The organism is Phenylobacterium immobile (ATCC 35973), assembly GCF_001375595.1.
Taxonomy (GTDB): Bacteria; Pseudomonadota; Alphaproteobacteria; order Caulobacterales; family Caulobacteraceae; genus Phenylobacterium; species Phenylobacterium immobile.
The window spans coordinates 73,748-87,574 of record NZ_CVJQ01000002.1 but is presented as its reverse complement, the minus strand read 5'-3'; the positions used below and the strand labels follow the sequence as shown (position 1 = coordinate 87,574).

Genomic DNA, 13,827 nt, shown 5'->3' with positions numbered 1-13,827 from the left:
TCATATGGACTGACCCCCACCATCACGGAGACTGACATGGCCGCACGCCGCATCATCGTGCCGGGCGCGATGCCTTCGCGCGACCAAAATGGACGCGCCTTGCCGGCGCTGCTGCGCTTCTATGCGACGGCGACGAACCACACCGAACCGGCGACCGTCTATCTGGACGCGGCGATGTCGACGCCCGCGCCGTTCCCGATCGAGAGCGATGCGGCGGGGCGGTTCCCGTCGCTGTGGGCGGAACAGACCGCGACTTTCGACGTCACCTGGTCGGACCAGATCTACGACCGCCAGATCGGCGCCTTCGCCGCGGTGACGCCGATCGTGCCCGCCGCGTCTGCGGAGGAGATCGAGGCGGCGGCGGCGGAGGCTTCTGCGCAGGCAGGAATAGCGACGACGGCGGCCGGGTCGGCGATGGCGTCGGCGACTGCCGCGGGAGGGTCTGCCACAGCTGCCGCCGGCAGTGCCGCGGCGGCCAACGCGAGCGCGATGGCAGCAGGGGTGGCGGAGATGGCAGCCGATGCAAGCGCGGTCAGCATTGCGTCGCTTCCCGGCACTGGCGACCTGTTCGCCGCGGGCCCGATCATGATGTCAGTCGGGGTGTCGAACGGCGCCACGAGCTCGAGCGCAGAAGCGCGTCAGGTCGGAGTGTCGGTGCCCTCCGGCCAAACCGGCAACAGCTCGATCATCACCGCCCGCATCAACATCATGCCGGAGGAGCTTGCGGCGCTCGCCGGCAAGACGATCCGGATCACGGCCATCTACGCAGCGACGGCCGGCTTCCTGGCCGCCAAGCCACTGTTGACCGCAAACCCGGTCGCCATTACGCGCGTTTCGACGGGCGGGACCACGGGCGGCACTCACATCTCGACCGTGCAGAATAGCACGACGATCACGCGGATAGTCGAATACACGGTCCCTACGGACCTTACGGCCGTCGGCGTCATCGCGCAGCTGGGCACGTCGCTCTCCACAGCCTCGACTTTCAACATCGACCTGACCTCGGTCGGCTACGTCGTGGTTACGACCGGTGCCGTGGACCCGCGTCTCACGGCGATTCAGCAGCGCGATGTGCGCGACATTCGCCGGGCTGGCATGGGCTCGGCCATGGACGATCTAGTGGGCACCACGGCGCTATCGGGCGGTGCGACCTCGCGCTCCCTGGGCGGCAAGCTCATGGGCATCACGATCCCGACTGGCCAGACGGGCGGTACGTCCTATGTGCAGCCGCGCCTGACCTTGCCACCGCGAATCCGTGCCCTACTGGCAGGCAAGACCATCCGGATTTCGATCGCCGGCAACATAAACACGGCCTGGGGGCGGACGATCAACCTGCTCTCGCAGGTCGTACTGTCCAACGGCTCGACCCGTACGAACACCGGCTCGCGCGTCATTCGCAACCAGAAGGTCGGGCCCCGCTGGTTCGGTGAGATCCTGGTGCCGATGGTGGGCGACGAATATACGCTGCAGCCCTACGTCCAGAACGGCACGCCGGGAACTTCGGCCCAGGACGACTACATTGAGATTACTGATTGGGCTTGGGACGTCGTAGCTCCGGCGAGCGATGTGCCGACTGACCAGGTAGCCGAACGAATCCGCGGCGAGCGTGCTTCCACCCGGCCGCAGGTTACAGATTTGCTCGACGACGCGTCGATGGTCGCGTCGGTCGCGAACGGCGCTGCGCTGCGCAACGATTACACCGGGCGCCCGATCGGCATGACGATCCCGGCCGGTCAAACTGGCGCGTCCAGTTTCCTGCAGTCCGTCCTGACCTACGACGCCGACGAAAGCGTCCTGCTGCCTGGCCAGACGCTGCGGTTCACCTTGGTAGCCGAGACGAACGCCGACTGGGCGCGGACGCCCACCATCACCGCCCAGGTCAAGACCGTGGGGGGCACGCGGAACGTCACGCCCGCGGTGCGCCAGGAGCAATTCGGTACGACCCGCATCATCGAATTCGAGGTGGCGTGCACCACAAACGACCTGTGGCCGCAGCCCTTTTTCCAGATTCCGTCGGGCGTCACCACGGCCCAGGACGACTGGATTGAACTACGCGCCGTGCGGATGGAGGTGGTCCAGACCGCGGACACCGCCCAGCCCCTGGGCGCGATCAACGCACTGCAGGCTGAGAAACGCGCCAGCCGACGTGCTGCCGACCAGGCGGCCAGCGGAGCTCGAGGCAACTATGGCCGGCGGTTCACCGTCGCGCCCTCAGGGGCCAACTACACGACCGTTGCGGCGGCCTTCGCGGCGGTGAACGATGCCCGCCGCACCAAGCGCTACGAGATTAAGGGCCTGGGCGTCCTCAACGAGCAGGGCCTATCGACCAAGAGCTTTGTCGACTTCTCCGGTGACAATCCGGCGCGCTCGCACCTCAAGGGCTATCTCGTCGGCAGCACGGCCCTCGGCACGGTCACGAACACTTCGCAGACCGACGTCCGCTCTGACTTCCGCGCCGCCAACACCCGAGCGTCGATGCAGGGGGGGCGCTACGTCTTCCACGTCGATTTCGCGTCGCTCGTCGATTGCGACGTGGTGTTCGAGAACGTCGACGCCGAGCACTATGGCAACGCTGAAGTCCTCGCCTACCAGGCCGCCAACGGCAATCCGAGCGGCACGGGCGTCTGGACGGCCACCTACCCGTTCGGCGTCGGCATGTGGTCGGGCATGACCTTAACGCTTCGCAACGTCCGGGCGAAGGGCAAGGTGCCATTCTACGCGCACACCCGCGGCGACTTCTCCAAGCCGTCGAAGATCGTGCTTGAGAATTGCCAGCTCACGCCGACTGTCGCTGGCCCCGATGCCATCGCCGTCCAGCTGCAGCCGTCCGGTTCCGGGCAGGCGGACAGCTTCACAATGGTGGGCTGTGAGCTCCGCGGCACGTTCCGCGCCGGAGGCACCGGTTGGCTGACGAACACGCCCGCTCTACAGATCGCCGACCACATGGAGTTCGTGGTCACCGGCCACAGCAACAGCCCGGCGGCCTATGTCTACGACGACTGCGGGTCGCGCGCACTGAGGGTGCAGAGCAACTCGACTGGTGGATCCAGCGCGATCACCGTCAGCGGGGCTTTACTGCCCTACCTCTTCGGCGAGGTCATCACCGACGTCTCCGGCGGCGGGCTGCCTGGCGCGGTCTTCGGCAAGTGGGACGTTGCCAACCACATGGTCGGCCAGAACTCGGCCGACGACATCGTCAAGCTGTCCGTGCGGATCGCCGCCGCCGTCACGGCCGGCGCGACGACCATGGCCGTGGCCGTCGATGGCGGCTCTAACCAGACGATCACCGTTGACGCGAGCTATGGGGCGATGTCGCAGTCGGCAATCCTGTGGGCCCTCAACGCCCAACTGACCGGCGCGGCGTTCTCGGAGATGGACGTATCGGAGCGCTGGCGGCCGCGGTTCAGCGACGAGGAACTGGTGTTCTACAACTCCGGCGGCACTGCGATCCTGCGTAAGCATCCGATCGCCCGGAACACAGACGGCGACTCCCGGCCGATGACCGACAGCGACAGCGCGGCCCTCTTCCAGGGGATCGCCTTGGAGAATATCCCGCCGGGCTCTTCGGGCCGGGGCAAACTCCCCGGCAAGCTCCTGCGCGTGTCTGTCGACTTCGATCGCAGCGACGGTGCGACCTCGTTCGGCGCCGGAGACAGCTTTGGCGTGTCCAACTCGTCCGGGCAACTGGCGAAAGGAGTTACACCCACAGTTGCAATGGCGATCAACGCTGCTGACGTGCGCCTTGGCGGCTAATCCCGCGGCGCCGATTCCGGTGCACAAATTTGGAAAGTGGGATTGCGACAACGGATCGACGCAAATGTGATTTACAGCGCATCCCGCACTGCAGCATGGTCTGCTGTAGTGACGGGAGTTAGCGTTGAACAAGCGAATAGAGTTGGTGTTGAGTTTGGGTGGGTTGTGCCAGGTATCCTACCAGATCGAACGGCGCCTCGGATTCCACTACCACAGCCCGTTCGACTGGCTGGTCGCCCCCCTCTCGTCAATTAGACGAGTTTTAGCCGATGAGGGCCAATCGTTCTGCCAAGCCGTCAGCGTGACGCATGAGGGGCGGACGCCGCTGTGTGAAAGCTACGGTGTTGCCTACGCTCACGAATTCCACCGCACGGATGGCGGCGCAGTGATCATTGACCGGGCCACAATGCAGAAGGCGCAGGAGAAATTGGCTCATAAATACTCCGTCATGAGGGAGCTCTTGGCCGAGGGACATCGCACGCTTTTCATCCGCTTGGCGGGGCATCACGATGGGGCCCTCGCGACGCCTTATGTCGTCGATGATCGTCCCTGCACGACGCAGGACTTAAATGCGATCTGCGAGGCCGTGGCTGGGCGGTTCCCCGACCTCGAATTTGAGATCGCCTTTGCGTACTTCTCGGAATTCACCCAACTGAAGATCGACGAAAGCTCGCTCGATCCCAGACTGCGTGTATTCGCTTTGGAGTCATCGGGCGGCGGAAAGTGGCAGGGTGCCGAGGAGAACTGGGCACCGCTGTTTGACGCCTACGACTTCGATCTTAAGGCGGTGAAGGGAAAGTCGCGCCAGTTCAGCAAGAAGTATCAGTTGGACGCTCAGGAGCTTCGTTAACCGGGAGCGAAGTGCGCGACTGGACTTTGGCCCGCAGCGCTAGACGCTCCGCGATCTTCTTGCCCCGCCGGTTATAGATCGCCGCCCACTCGCGCCTTCCGTCTGACGTGAGCAATTCGGATACCATAGAGTAGAGGTATGGGCTCCACTTGCGAGCAGCTCTAAATTTCTTCTTGAAGTCAGTGCGATCAGCCTCGCCCGCGATGAGCCCTTCGATCAGCGGCGTAAGCAGGCCAGTCTGGTGCAACACTTCCATCGTGCCGTGTCCAGACAACCCGATGTGGATTTCGTCGATGGGGCGCTGCTGACGCAGAAAATCCACGTGCCGACGGTCGAGCTCAAGCCAGCGATCGTAGATGACGGATACCTCTGTCTCAGGGGATACACGGTAGGCCAACTCGTCAAACCAGAACGTCAGTTCGCTTTGCTCGATCGTCCATCGGCGATCGGATACGTTGACTTGGTTCAGAGAAACCTGCGGGTGAAAGGTAATAACCTTGTGGACAGGGAAGAACGCCGCCGCCAGTAGTGCACCGTAGCCCCCCATGCTTGAGCCGTATGTGACGACGCGCCTGTGCTTGCCAGCGATCGCTGCCCAGGCGGCGCTCATGGCATAGGGCAAGGAGCGAACCTGCCACCAATGGTTTCGCTTAGCGATGAAGCAGACGTGGGGAATTCCGCGCTTTTGAAGGAAGCCCTCAGAAAAGCCCGCCTTCCCATCGGCGTAAGGGTACTTCTCGCGGTGGCTGAACGTCACGACGCACGTGTCGCCGGATAGGTTGTCGCTCGATCGGACGATCAGCTCGTCATCCTCGAACACTAACATTCCGAAGCCCCCGCGATGGTCGACCCGCTGCGCAGGGCGACGCCTAGCAAGTCAGCCATGGTCGTATCCCCCCGAAGAGGTTCCTATGCGCTGAGCGAATTGACGCAGCCTTAACTTGATCAATTCTGCAGTAATGCAGGCGCAGGCTGTGAACGCAGTGCTTAAAGCCGTCAAAGTGAACCCCTGCAAGTATAGAGCTTGGCTATAGTAGGAGACTCCGCCATGCCGCGGATTGAGGACGGCTGTCTCCTGATCGGGGGCGCCTGATGGACGCCTTGCATCTGCTGCAGGCCTGGGGGCCGCTGGCGGGCGGGGTCGCGGTGGGCGTGCTGCCCTGGCTGAAGCTCTGGCGGGATGCGCGGGAGGCCGGCGGGCGGCGGCGTGCCGACCTGATCCGGATCGCCCAGGACGCGGCGTCGGCGGTGATCACCGAGTTGAGGGAGGAGGCCGACCGGTTGCGAGACAGGGTCGGTTGCCTGGAGGACACGGTGAGCGCGCTGCGGCGACAACTGGGGCTGTCCGCCGACGGCATCGCCGCGCGGGACGCAGAGATCGCCGGCTTGCGTGCGCGGCTGGCCGAGGCCCTGGCCCTGGCCGAGACCTATCGCCGCCGCATCGCCTGAGCGCGAGCCGCACAAGACAGGAGACTTCCATGAGATCGATCCCCGCGAACGCGGCGACCTTTGTCGCCGCGCATGAAGGCCTGCGCCTGGAGGCCTACCGCGATCCGGCCGGCGTCTGGACCATCGGCTATGGCCACACCGAGGACGTAGCGGCGGACCGGCGGATCACGCGCCTGGAGGCCGAGGCCCTGCTGGCGCAGGACCTGGCGGTCGCCGCCTCGCGGCTGGCCGCGCGGATCGGGCCGGTCGTGGGTGAGCTGACCGAGGGCCAGTATGCGGCCTTGCTGTCGTTCGTGTTTAACGTGGGCGCGGATCCTGGTTGGACGATCTGGAAGCGGCTTCGGGCGCGGCAGTTCGACCAGGTTCCGCTGGAACTGATGCGGTTCGTCAACGCCGGCGGGCGCAAGTTGAACGGCCTGGTCGCCCGGCGGGCGGAGGAGTGCAAGCTGTGGGCCCGCGAGGAGCCTGGGTCGAGCGCCGAGGCGGTGAGTTCCGGCGTCACCCGGGCGCAGGCGACGCCGCCGACCGCGGCCGATCCGACGCCGCCGCAGAAGTCGGCCACGGTGCTGACCGGGGCGATCAGCGCGGCGGCGGCGGCGCCGGTGGCGGCCAAGGCGGTCACGGAGGCGATGGCGCCCTATGGCGCGGCCTCGCCCTGGGTGGCGCAGGCGCTGGCGGTGGTGGCCACGGTGGCGGCGCTGGCGGCGACGATGGTGGTCGTGCTCACCTGGTTGAAGGCGCGTGAGGCGCGGTCGTGACGGCGGCGGGTGTCGTCTGGGCGTGGCTGAGGTCCGGCCGCGGGGGCGCGGCGGCGCTGGGCGTTGTCGCCCTGCTGATTGTGGGCTGCCTCTTCGTCGTCCTGGCCGGCAAGGCCGGCGAGCGGCGGGTGTTCGCCGCCCAGGCCGCAGCGGCGGCGCGCGCGGCTCGCGAGGACGCTGCGATCAAGGAAAGCCTGGCCGCCGAGCGCCAGGAGAGCGCGCTCAACCTCGAGCGCGCGCAACGCCAGCTGGAGGCCGCCGATGACGGACAGACCGATGCGATCCCTAGCGCTGCTCGCCGCGCTTATCTGTGCGGCGTCCTGCGTTCACAAGCCGAACCTGGCGCAAAGCCACCCGCCGGCTGCTGACCTGGTCGCGCCGGCCGAGCCGGCCGTGCCTCTGGCGGCGCTGAGCTCGGAGAAGGCGGCCAACGACTATAGCGCCGCCGTGCTGTTCTGGGGACGAGGCCTGGAGGCGCAGATCGGCCGCCTGTGCCGCTGGGCGAAGAGCAAGGGGATGGCGGCGGCGCCGTGCGGGCGGTGAGGCCTGACCGGTTCATGGGAGTCGCCATGTTCTGGCGGTGAGGGCATAGAAAAGGCCCCTGGAGCAGGTCGCTCCAGGGGCCTTTTTAATGGTGCCGCCGGGGGGAATCGAACCCACGACCTCAGCCTTACCAAGGATGCGCTCTACCACTGAGCTACGGCGGCGAAAGGTGAGGCGGGGGCTATAGCGGCGACCGGCGGGCGCGTGAAGCCCCAAAATCGGTGTTCATCCGGTGCTTGACGCGCCGGGGCGGCTGGGCGAGCGATCTGGTTATGGGTGACGATCCGGAAGACAGGCAAGTCGCCGCGCGCGAGGCCAAGCTCGCCCAGGCGCTGCGGGACAACCTGCGCCGGCGAAAGGGCCTGACGCCGGCGCCGGCCAAACCGGTCGAGCCGACCGCCGACAAGGCCCGCGATAAAAGCTGAGGCGCCGGCCTTTGCGAAGGTCGGCGGCGCGCGCTAGATATCCGGCGAAACGGCGCGCCCGTAGGCAGACATTCTTCTTAAGGATCTGGATTGGACCGTATCGCCATCACCGGCGGCGCGCGGCTGGCGGGGCGCATCCCGATCAGCGGCGCCAAGAACTCGGCCATCAAGCTGATGGCGGCGAGCCTGCTGACTGAAGAACCCCTGATCCTGACCAATATGCCGAGGCTGGCCGACACCCGCTTCCTGGGCCGGCTGCTGACCCGGCTGGGCACGGTGGTCGAGGAGAGCGACGATCCGTCGGCCGACGTGGTCACCGCCGGCCAGACCATGAGCCTGACGACCCGCGAGATCGTCTCGGGCTTTGCGTCCTACGACCTGGTGCGCCAGATGCGGGCGTCGTTCAACGTGCTGGGACCGCTGGTGGCGCGGACCGGACAGGCGAAGGTTTCCCTCCCAGGCGGTTGCACCATCGGCGCGCGGCCTGTGGACCTGCACCTGAAGGCGCTGGAGGCGCTGGGCGCGCGGATCGACCTGCATGAAGGTTATGTCTACGCCCAGGCGCCGCGAGGCCTGATCGGCGCGGAGATCGAGTTTCCGTTCGTTTCGGTCGGCGCGACGGAGCACGCCCTGCTCGCCGCCGTGCTGGCCCAGGGGACGACGGTGTTGAAGAACGCCGCCCAGGAGCCGGAGATCGCCGACCTGGCCGAATGCCTGAACAAGATGGGCGCGAAGGTCAGCGGCGCCGGGACGCCGACGATCACGATCGAGGGCGTCTCGCGCCTGGGCGGCGCGCGCCATGCGGTGATCGCCGACCGGATCGAGATGGGCACCTACGCCCTGGCCGCGGCCATGGCCGGCGGCGAGGTGCGGCTGACCCATGCGCGCCCGGAATTGATCGACGCCCTCAGCGCCAAGATGATCGAGGCCGGCGTCGGCGTAACGCGTCACGACGATGGGGTGACCATCACGCGGGACCCGGCGGCGCGCCTGAAGGCGGTCGAAGTCACGACCGATCCTTACCCAGGCTTCGCTACGGATCTGCAGGCGCAGTTCATGGCGCTGATGACGCTGGCCGAGGGCGAGAGCCTGGTGCGCGAAACGATTTTCGAGAACCGCTTCATGCATGTGCCGGAACTCGGGCGCCTGGGCGCGGATATCGCCGTACACGGTGGTGAGGCGCGGGTGCGCGGCGTCGACGCTCTTGAGGGGGCGCAGGTGATGGCGACGGACCTGCGGGCCTCGGTCAGCCTGGTGATCGCCGGTCTTGCGGCGCGGGGCGAGACGACCGTGAACCGCGTCTATCACCTCGACCGTGGCTTCGAGCGCCTGGAAGAGAAGTTGAGCGCCTGCGGCGCGGTGATCCGGCGGATCAAGGGCGACGGGGAGCCGGACGAATGAGCGGCGAGATGTCTGCGCCGCTGCGCCTGATGGCGCAGGACGCCGAGGATCTGGCGGTGGTGTCGGCGGCGCTGCAGGACGCCGTGATCAAGGTCGGCGACATCCAGTATGAGCCGAAGGCGCGCCGGTTGACGATCGCGCTCAACCGCTACCGCTGGGAAGGCGGCCAGAGCCAGCGGGTGCGCGCAGCGCTGCAGTTCGCGGGCGTCGAAGCCGTGCAGGCCCGGCGCGTGCGGATGCGCGCGAAGGACGCGGTGCTGGCCCTGCTGTCCATCGGCTTCGAGCCCGAGGACGCGCCCGGTGGGACGGTAAGCCTGGTCTTCGCCGGCGGTGGCGACATCCGCGTGCGGGTGGAGTGCGTCGAGGCGGTACTGGCCGACGTGTCGCAGCCCTGGTCCACGCCGCGGACGCCGAACCACGACGCCTGATTTGCGCGCGATCCAGACGGCCGGGCCATGGCGTTCGCCCGCCCGGCCCGCTAAAGACCCCGCATGCGCCGCTTTCGCTACACCGACGCCGATTTCAGCACCGCCTTCACCGCCTTCGTGGAGGAACGCCGCGACACGCCGGAAGAGGTGGACGCGATCGTCCGCGACGTGCTGGCCGCCGTCCGCGTCGAGGGCGTGGCGGCTCTGCTGCGGTTCAGCCGCGAGTTCGACCGCGTCGAGTTGACGGAAGCCACCTTGCGCGTGTCCGCCGAGGAGATCGCCGCCGGCGCGGCGGCCTGCCCGGCGGAGGTGCGCGACGCCCTGAAGTTCGCCGCCGAGCGCATCAGACGCTATCACGAGCGCCAGCGCCCCGCCGACCAGCAATTCATAGACGAGGACGGCGTGAGCCTGGGCTGGCGCTGGGGGCCGCTGGACGCGGTGGGCGTCTACGTGCCGGGCGGCCGCGCGGCCTACCCCTCAACCGTTCTGATGAATGTCGTGCCGGCCGCCGCCGCGGGCGTAGGACGTATCGCCATGGTGACGCCGCCGGGCAAGCTGGAGCCGGCCGTCCTGGCGGCGGCGCAGATCGCGGGCGTCACCGAGATTTGGCGGGTCGGCGGCGCGCAAGCCGTCGCCGCCCTGGCTTACGGCGCAGGGCCGATCCTGCCGGTGGACAAGATCGTCGGACCCGGCAACGCCTTCGTCACCGCCGCCAAGCGCCGGGTCTACGGCGTGGTCGGCATCGACGCCTTGGCGGGCCCCTCCGAGATCGTCGTCGTCGCCGATGGCAAGAACGACCCGAAGTGGATCGCCGCGGACCTGCTGAGCCAAGCCGAGCATGACCCGGCGGCGCAATCGATCCTGATCACCGACGATGAGGATTTCGCCGCTCAGGTCGAGGTCGAAATTCAGATCCAGCTGCAGTCGCTGTCGACCGGCGAGGCCGCCGCGCAGTCGTGGCGCGACCACGGCGCGGTCGTCATCGCGCCGTTGGACCGCTCGCCTGAGTTGGTGGATCAGATCGCGCCCGAGCACGTCGAATTCGCCGTTGATCATCCCGAAACGCTGTCCGACCGCGTGCGTCACGCCGGCGCGATGTTCCTGGGCAGGCTGACGCCTGAGGCGATCGGCGACTATGTCGCCGGTTCGAACCACGTCCTGCCGACCAGCCGTGCGGCGCGATTCTCATCGGGTCTTTCGCTCTACGACTTCATCAAGCGCACCTCGATCGTGCAATGCGACGCCGCCGCCTTCGCGCGCCTGGGACCGCCGACCGTGATCCTGGCGCAAGCCGAGGGTCTGCCGGCGCACGCCCGCTCGAGCGCGATCCGCCTCAGTTGAGCGACGGCGGGCGGCCCACCAAGAATGGCTGACGCCGGCAAGCCCCGCCTGAACGCCGTCCATATTGACGAAGAGTCCCTGGCCGCCATTTCGCGCGACCAGGAGCAGGAGCGACAGATCGCGATCTTCGATCTGCTGGAGCAGAACTCATTTCAACCAGAGGGCGGCGACGCGGGTCCCTACGCCCTGGTCATCTCGCTCGCCGACAACCGCTTGGTGCTGGACGTGGCGAGCCAGGGCTACGAGCACCGGCATATTCTTTCGCTCACGCCGTTTAGGCCGCTCATCAAGGACTATTTTCTGGTCTGCGAGAGCTATCACCAGGCGATTCGGCAATCGACTCCGGCGCAGATCGAGGCCTTGGACATGGGTCGGCGCAGCCTGCACAACGAGGCCTCGGAACTGCTGCGTAAACGGCTGAAGGGCAAGATCGAGACAGACGCCGACACGGCGCGGCGGCTGTTCACCCTGATCTGCGCCCTGCACAGGCGAGGCTAGGCGCCGTGCTGGAAAGACCTGGCGCCGTCCTGTTCGCCTGCAACCTCAACCGGGTGCGCTCGCCCATGGCGGAGGGCCTGCTGCGCCGGATGTTCGCGGGGCAAGTCTTCACCGACAGCGCCGGCTTGAAAGATCCGGCCATGAAGTCGCTAGATCCGTCTGCGGATCCCTTCGCCAGGGCGGTGATGGCCGAGATCGGCGTCGATCTGAGCCAGCATCGGGCGAAGACATTCGAGGACGTCCGGCAGATATCCTTCGATCTCGTTATCTCGCTGACGCCGGAGGCCCACCACCAGGCGGTCGAACTGACGCGCGCGCCTTCAGTGGAGATCGAGTACTGGCCGACCCACGATCCGACCCTGGCGGAGGGTACGCGCGAGGCGCGGCTGGACGCCTACCGGCAGGTCCGCGACGCGCTCGCCCGACGCATCGAAGCGCGATTTGGTTAAGCGAGGATGGGGGCTTCGCCGTCTGTTCAGGTCGCTGAACCTGGCGTAAAGCGCGGCGAGTGGCCCCCTACGACCTGACCAAGGGCCGGATTACTTTCCGCGTCCGCTGACCGAACGCCAGGAGACGACATGCGCCTTGTGCTGGCCTCTGCAAGCCCCAGGCGGGTCGAGTTGCTGCGTCAGATCGGTCTTGAGCCGGATGTGATCGCGCCAGCGGATATCGACGAGACGCCTTTGAGGGATGAGACGCCGCGACGCCTCGCTTTGCGGCTTGCGTCGGCGAAGGCGGCTCACGTCGCAAGGGGCCATGTTGACGACGTTGTGCTTGGCGCCGACACCGTGGTGGCGGTCGGACGTCGGATCCTTCCGAAGGCGGAAGACGCGGGCGAGGTCCGCAAGTGCCTTACGCTGCTTTCAGGCCGCAACCATCGCGTGCTGACTGCGGTCGCTGTCGCTGCGCACGGCCAGACCTGGTCGCGGCTGGTGGAGACGCGCGTGCAGGTGAAGCGGCTGTCTGACGCTGAGATTGACAGCTACGCTGAGGGCGGGGAAGGGATCGGCAAGGCCGGCGGCTACGGTGTTCAGGGGCGCGCCGGCGCGTTCATCATCGCCGTCCATGGATCTTACCCTGCGGTGGTCGGTCTTCCGCTCTATGAGACACGGAATCTGTTGTTCGGCGCGGGGTGGCCAGCATGAGCGAACGGCGGGCTTATCTCGATGACGGCGTGGGCGAGACCCGTGGCGTGGTGACACTCGACGGTCGGCCAGAACGGCTGCTGATCCGGCGCGATGGGGACAACCCGCTGGCGCTCCTGGGCGCGCGGGCGGCCGCGCGGGTCGTCAATGTCGAACCTGTGTTGTCGAGCGCCTTTCTTGATCTTGGTGACGGTGTCGAGGCCATGCTGCCCTTCCGACCGGAAGACCGCCCGACTCGAGGCGCGATGCTGCGCGTGGAGGTTCGCGCCGAGGCCCGCCGCGGCAAGGTCGCCGTCGTGCGCGCGTTGGGGGAGGCCGATGGCTCCCCCCGTCTTTTGGAGCCGCCGCCCAGCGTCGCCGAGGCGCTCTCACAGTTTGTCCATGGCGCTGAGCCGGTGGGCGGCCTGGAAGCGATGACCATCGCCGATGAGGCTCAGTCCGATGTTCTGGAGCAGGTGTTCAATCTACCGGGCGGGGGCTCTCTTTCGATCGAGCCTACGCGGGCGCTGACGGCCATCGATGTCGATCTGGGAGAGCGCAAGGGCGCTGACTCCAAGCGCGCGGCGCGGGCGGCGAACCTCGCGGCGATCGCTGAAAGCGCGCGACTTCTACGACTGAAAGGTCTCGGCGGATTGGTGGTGATCGATCTCGTAGGCCGCGGCCATGACGGTCCAGCGCTTTTGACCGCCGCGCGGACGGCCTTCGCGCCGGATAATCCGGGCGTCGCTATCGGGCCGGTGGGCAAGTTCGGCGCCATGGAACTGTCCCTGCCGCGTCGTGTTCAGCCGAATTTTGAACGCCTGTGCCGCAGCGATGGCGCACTGTCCGATGAAAGTCTGGCTCACCGCGCAATCCGCGCCCTGATGCGGGAGGGCCTGGCCCAACCGGGCGCCAGGCTGGTGGCCGCCTGTCCGGCGCAGATTGTCTCTCTGGCGGAGCCCATGCTGAAGGCGCTGCAAGCTAAAATGGGTCTTCGCTTCGCCCTGAGGGCAGTCGACGGCGCCCGTGATACGTTGAAAGTCAGCACTCTATGACGTGCCCGATCTGCAAGCGCCCGGCTCAGGACGCCTACAAGCCATTCTGCTCGAAACGCTGTTCGGACGTGGATCTGCAGAGATGGCTGACTAATCGCTACGCCGTGCCCGGCGAGACCGAAGACCTCGCAGATGACGAAGTCGACTGAGCTCGCTGGACTTCGGCGAACCCGTCTTTTATAGAGCGGCTCCCGCGTCGCCG

The 13,827-nt window shown here is 66.9% G+C and carries 16 protein-coding genes and 1 tRNA gene; 15 read left to right on the top strand and 2 right to left on the bottom strand.

Annotation, left to right across the window (positions count from 1 at the left end; translation table 11 throughout):
- Nucleotides 1-36 precede the first annotated feature (36 nt).
- Entirely contained in the window at nucleotides 37-3,753 is a 3,717-nt protein-coding gene (locus BN1313_RS14510) for a hypothetical protein (RefSeq protein WP_091742929.1), read from the top strand.
- 124 nt (nucleotides 3,754-3,877) lie between these two features.
- Nucleotides 3,878-4,603 carry a DUF1796 family putative cysteine peptidase gene (locus tag BN1313_RS14505; RefSeq protein WP_091742928.1) on the top strand — a complete coding sequence of 242 codons (726 nt, stop codon included), beginning with the start codon at nucleotides 3,878-3,880 and terminating at the stop codon, nucleotides 4,601-4,603.
- Here BN1313_RS14505 and BN1313_RS14500 read toward each other — a convergent pair.
- Nucleotides 4,563-5,429 (bottom strand): alpha/beta hydrolase, encoded by an 867-nt coding sequence (locus tag BN1313_RS14500; RefSeq protein WP_091742927.1) that lies wholly within the window; start codon nucleotides 5,427-5,429, stop codon nucleotides 4,563-4,565. The two genes, BN1313_RS14505 and BN1313_RS14500, sit on opposite strands and share 41 nt — an antisense overlap.
- A gap of 266 nt (nucleotides 5,430-5,695) precedes the next feature.
- On the opposite strand from BN1313_RS14500, the gene BN1313_RS14495 reads away from it, so the two are divergent.
- The 4 genes from BN1313_RS14495 to BN1313_RS16660 are packed head-to-tail and all read left to right on the top strand — an operon-like array spanning nucleotide 5,696 to nucleotide 7,353.
- Nucleotides 5,696-6,052, top strand: coding sequence for a hypothetical protein (locus BN1313_RS14495; RefSeq protein ID WP_091742925.1), 357 nt, complete (start codon nucleotides 5,696-5,698; stop codon nucleotides 6,050-6,052).
- A 29-nt stretch (nucleotides 6,053-6,081) separates the two neighbouring features.
- A complete protein-coding gene (locus tag BN1313_RS14490) occupies nucleotides 6,082-6,810 on the top strand; it encodes a lysozyme (RefSeq protein WP_091742923.1) in 729 nt (242 codons plus the stop codon).
- Nucleotides 6,807-7,178 carry a hypothetical protein gene (locus BN1313_RS14485; RefSeq protein ID WP_091742921.1) on the top strand — a complete coding sequence of 124 codons (372 nt, stop codon included), beginning with the start codon at nucleotides 6,807-6,809 and terminating at the stop codon, nucleotides 7,176-7,178. The genes BN1313_RS14490 and BN1313_RS14485 overlap by 4 nt, the downstream gene beginning before the upstream one ends.
- A 25-nt stretch (nucleotides 7,179-7,203) precedes the next feature.
- The gene (locus tag BN1313_RS16660; RefSeq protein ID WP_176696049.1) at nucleotides 7,204-7,353 is read left to right on the top strand and encodes a hypothetical protein; all 150 of its coding nucleotides are present in this window, start codon (nucleotides 7,204-7,206) and stop codon (nucleotides 7,351-7,353) included.
- 89 nt (nucleotides 7,354-7,442) lie between these two features.
- On the opposite strand, the gene BN1313_RS14480 is transcribed toward BN1313_RS16660, so the two are convergent.
- Nucleotides 7,443-7,517: transfer RNA gene (locus tag BN1313_RS14480), tRNA-Thr, on the bottom strand.
- 108 nt (nucleotides 7,518-7,625) lie between these two features.
- On the opposite strand from BN1313_RS14480, the gene BN1313_RS16655 reads away from it, so the two are divergent.
- From BN1313_RS16655 to BN1313_RS14435, 9 genes are all read left to right on the top strand, one after another.
- Nucleotides 7,626-7,778, top strand: a complete 153-nt coding sequence (locus BN1313_RS16655; protein WP_176696048.1) for a hypothetical protein — start codon at nucleotides 7,626-7,628, stop codon at nucleotides 7,776-7,778.
- Between the two features lie 90 nt (nucleotides 7,779-7,868).
- Nucleotides 7,869-9,179 (top strand): UDP-N-acetylglucosamine 1-carboxyvinyltransferase, encoded by a 1,311-nt coding sequence (gene murA, locus BN1313_RS14470; RefSeq protein ID WP_091742915.1) that lies wholly within the window; start codon nucleotides 7,869-7,871, stop codon nucleotides 9,177-9,179.
- Nucleotides 9,176-9,607, top strand: a complete 432-nt coding sequence (locus BN1313_RS14465) for a DUF2948 family protein (RefSeq protein ID WP_245620244.1) — start codon at nucleotides 9,176-9,178, stop codon at nucleotides 9,605-9,607. The genes murA and BN1313_RS14465 overlap by 4 nt, the downstream gene beginning before the upstream one ends.
- A 63-nt stretch (nucleotides 9,608-9,670) precedes the next feature.
- Nucleotides 9,671-10,948, top strand: a complete 1,278-nt coding sequence (hisD, locus tag BN1313_RS14460) for a histidinol dehydrogenase (RefSeq protein WP_091742913.1) — start codon at nucleotides 9,671-9,673, stop codon at nucleotides 10,946-10,948.
- Between the two features lie 24 nt (nucleotides 10,949-10,972).
- Entirely contained in the window at nucleotides 10,973-11,446 is a 474-nt protein-coding gene (locus BN1313_RS14455) for a UPF0262 family protein (RefSeq protein WP_091742911.1), read from the top strand.
- A gap of 5 nt (nucleotides 11,447-11,451) precedes the next feature.
- Nucleotides 11,452-11,895, top strand: a complete 444-nt coding sequence (locus tag BN1313_RS14450; protein ID WP_091742909.1) for an arsenate-mycothiol transferase ArsC — start codon at nucleotides 11,452-11,454, stop codon at nucleotides 11,893-11,895.
- A 129-nt stretch (nucleotides 11,896-12,024) separates the two neighbouring features.
- Nucleotides 12,025-12,591 carry a Maf family protein gene (locus tag BN1313_RS14445; protein WP_091742907.1) on the top strand — a complete coding sequence of 189 codons (567 nt, stop codon included), beginning with the start codon at nucleotides 12,025-12,027 and terminating at the stop codon, nucleotides 12,589-12,591.
- The gene (locus BN1313_RS14440; RefSeq protein WP_091742905.1) at nucleotides 12,588-13,625 is read left to right on the top strand and encodes a ribonuclease E/G; all 1,038 of its coding nucleotides are present in this window, start codon (nucleotides 12,588-12,590) and stop codon (nucleotides 13,623-13,625) included. The genes BN1313_RS14445 and BN1313_RS14440 overlap by 4 nt, the downstream gene beginning before the upstream one ends.
- Nucleotides 13,622-13,774: a DNA gyrase inhibitor YacG gene (locus BN1313_RS14435; protein ID WP_091742903.1), complete on the top strand. Its 153-nt coding sequence runs from the start codon at nucleotides 13,622-13,624 to the stop codon at nucleotides 13,772-13,774. Before BN1313_RS14440 ends, BN1313_RS14435 begins: the two co-directional genes overlap by 4 nt.
- The last annotated feature ends 53 nt before the right edge of the window (nucleotides 13,775-13,827 follow it).

Excerpts from the sequence above, each read along its gene's own strand:
- BN1313_RS14510 (WP_091742929.1), top strand. The coding sequence starts at position 37 with ATGGCCGCACGCCGCATCATCGTGCCGGGCGCGATGCCTTCGCGCGAC.
- BN1313_RS14500 (WP_091742927.1), bottom strand. The coding sequence starts at position 5,429 with ATGTTAGTGTTCGAGGATGACGAGCTGATCGTCCGATCGAGCGACAAC.
- BN1313_RS14495 (WP_091742925.1), top strand. The coding sequence starts at position 5,696 with ATGGACGCCTTGCATCTGCTGCAGGCCTGGGGGCCGCTGGCGGGCGGG.
- BN1313_RS14490 (WP_091742923.1), top strand. The coding sequence starts at position 6,082 with ATGAGATCGATCCCCGCGAACGCGGCGACCTTTGTCGCCGCGCATGAA.
- BN1313_RS16655 (WP_176696048.1), top strand. The coding sequence starts at position 7,626 with ATGGGTGACGATCCGGAAGACAGGCAAGTCGCCGCGCGCGAGGCCAAG.
- BN1313_RS14465 (WP_245620244.1), top strand. The coding sequence starts at position 9,176 with ATGAGCGGCGAGATGTCTGCGCCGCTGCGCCTGATGGCGCAGGACGCC.
- hisD (WP_091742913.1), top strand. The coding sequence starts at position 9,671 with ATGCGCCGCTTTCGCTACACCGACGCCGATTTCAGCACCGCCTTCACC.
- BN1313_RS14455 (WP_091742911.1), top strand. The coding sequence starts at position 10,973 with ATGGCTGACGCCGGCAAGCCCCGCCTGAACGCCGTCCATATTGACGAA.
- BN1313_RS14445 (WP_091742907.1), top strand. The coding sequence starts at position 12,025 with ATGCGCCTTGTGCTGGCCTCTGCAAGCCCCAGGCGGGTCGAGTTGCTG.
- BN1313_RS14440 (WP_091742905.1), top strand. The coding sequence starts at position 12,588 with ATGAGCGAACGGCGGGCTTATCTCGATGACGGCGTGGGCGAGACCCGT.
- BN1313_RS14435 (WP_091742903.1), top strand. The coding sequence starts at position 13,622 with ATGACGTGCCCGATCTGCAAGCGCCCGGCTCAGGACGCCTACAAGCCA.